Consider the following 2,136-nt stretch of genomic DNA (forward strand, 5'->3'; position numbering starts at 1 on the left):
TGTTAACGCCAACCGAAAATAGGGCCACTTCTGCCAACTGAAAACAGGGCCACTCTCGTGTGGTTCTAGTGTGCCGTAGTCGCGGTGGGTTGGTGTTGCTTGAGCCGGTAGCTGTTGCCTTTGAGGCTGATCACGTCGGCGTGGTGAACGATGCGGTCGATCATCGCGGAGGCGATGGTGAGGTCGCCGAACACGTCGCCCCAGCGGGCGAAGGGCAGGTTGCTCGTCATGATCAGTGAGGCGTGTTCGTAGCGAGATGACACGAGTTGGAAGAACAGGTTCGCGGCGTCCTGGTCGAAGGGGATGTAGCCGACCTCATCGACGATCAGCAGGCTGTAACGGCGCAGCCTGATGAGTTCGGCGGCGAGTTTGCCTCGTGAGTGGGCTTCTTGGAGTCGAGTCACCCAGCCCGTCGCGGTGTCGAAGAGGACCCGGTGGCCGGCTTTGGCGGCCTTGATTCCAATGCCGACGGCGAGGTGTGTTTTCCCGGTTCCGGGAGGCCCGAGGAGGACGACGTTCTTCGCTTCGGTGAGGAACACGCTCGTGCCCAGGTGCGCGATCAGGTTCCGGTCTGCGGAGGGCTGGTGGTCGAAGTTGAAGTCCTCGAGGGTTTTGTGACCCGGGAACCGGGCGGCCTTGATGCGGAGCGCTGCCCCGGAGGCTTCGCGTTCGGAGACCTCTTTGGAGAGCACTGCGGCGAGGTATTCCTCGTGGGACCAGCCCGCGTCGCGGGCCTGGTCGCCCAGGCGCCGGAAGGCTTCGCTGATCCGTGGGGCCCGCAGCGCGCGGGCGTAGTACTCGATCTGCGAGGCCGCTTCCGACCCGGTCATGACGCGACCGCCAACACGGTCGGGGTGGTGTCTAGGTCAACGCTGAAGAGTTCGTCGTAGCGGGCCAGTGAGGCCATCTCGACGACGGCAGTGACCGCGGGCCGGCGGGCGCGTTGGGCTTGGAACTGCGCGCGCAGCTCGGCCGCGCGGAGGACGTGCGCCGGATCGGTCACGGTCAGTTGCCGAGCCCATTTCCGGCGGTGCGCGGCGATGAGGACCCCGTCGTGGTGGACGGTGACGCGTTCCAGGCCCGCTGTCACGTCCACGACCCGGCCGATCATGGTCGGGTCGACGGAGTAGTCGTTGCTGAAAGCGCGAACGTAGTAATCCCGTGGGAGCCGGACGCTATTTCGGAACATCACTTCCGGCGCCAGCGGCGGCAGCCCGCGCATCGCCGCCCGGTCGATGCTGATCAGGTCCTGCGGGCGGCCTCTGCGTGACCGGGAGAGACGGTTGTTCGCGATGGGCAGCCACCCGGCCAACTGCTCATTGAAGTCGTCGGGCGAGGTGAACGCCCGGCCCGACATGAAGCGGCTGCGGAAGAACCGATTCATCCGCTCGACCATGCCCTTGGACTCGGGGTCACGGGCCTTGAGTAGCTTGATCTGGGTGCCGAGCGTACCGGCGAACGCGGCGGCGGGCTCGGTGAGTTTCCCGCGCCCGATGCCGGTCTCGTTGTCCCAGGTCAGCCGGGCGGGAACGGCCTCGGCCTCCTGCAGCAACGACCACATCCCGCCGAGCAGATCCGGCGTCGTCCGAGACGGCAACATGCGGGCCTGGATGAATCCGGAGAACGTCGAAGTCATCACCAGCACCGGCGGCGCAGCAGCCTGGTCATGGCCCAGCGGCAGGTCTTCGTGCGGGAACCAGAGATCACACTGGACCTGGAACCCGGGCGGGTGCACCAGCCGGTCCGCGGGGTCCGGCACCGCGTACTCCGGGCGCAGCTCGGCGATTTTGGCCCGGAACAGCGACGGAGACCCCGACCAGCCCACCCGTTCGGCCGCGGTCGCGGCCGGCATCGTCGGCGTTGCCGCAAGCAACACCCGCACCTGCGACGCAAACGCGTCGAAACTCGACCCGGTCGGCTCGCGCTTATACGTAGGCGACCTATCCACAGCCAACGCCCGATCCACCGTTCCCCGGGACACCCCGGCCAGCCGGGCTATCTCCCGTTTCGAATGCTTGCCCGTCGAATGCAGGTGGCGAATCTCTGCCCAATCATCCAATTTGATCACCTTCCATAATGGTTGGTGGCCCTATTTTCAGTTGGCGTTTCTGGCCCTGTTTTCGGTCGGCGTTAACA

At 65.8% G+C, this 2,136-nt stretch carries 2 protein-coding genes; both read right to left on the bottom strand.

Going from position 1 to position 2,136, the window contains the following annotated elements; translation table 11 throughout:
* Positions 1–65: 65 nt before the first annotated feature.
* Positions 66–830 carry an IS21-like element helper ATPase IstB gene (istB, locus tag QN350_RS19510; protein ID WP_322135186.1) on the bottom strand — a complete coding sequence of 255 codons (765 nt, stop codon included), beginning with the start codon at positions 828–830 and terminating at the stop codon, positions 66–68.
* On the bottom strand, positions 827–2,068 hold the full coding sequence (locus QN350_RS19515) for a Mu transposase domain-containing protein (RefSeq protein ID WP_322135187.1): 1,242 nt from the start codon (positions 2,066–2,068) through the stop codon (positions 827–829). The genes istB and QN350_RS19515 overlap by 4 nt, the downstream gene beginning before the upstream one ends.
* Positions 2,069–2,136: the final 68 nt, after the last annotated feature.

Source organism: Cryobacterium sp. 10I5 (genome assembly GCF_035019865.1).
GTDB lineage: Bacteria > Actinomycetota > Actinomycetes > Actinomycetales > Microbacteriaceae > Cryobacterium > Cryobacterium breve_A.

Coding starts and splice junctions, on each gene's coding strand:
- istB (WP_322135186.1), bottom strand. CDS start 830: ATGACCGGGTCGGAAGCGGCCTCGCAGATCGAGTACTACGCCCGCGCG.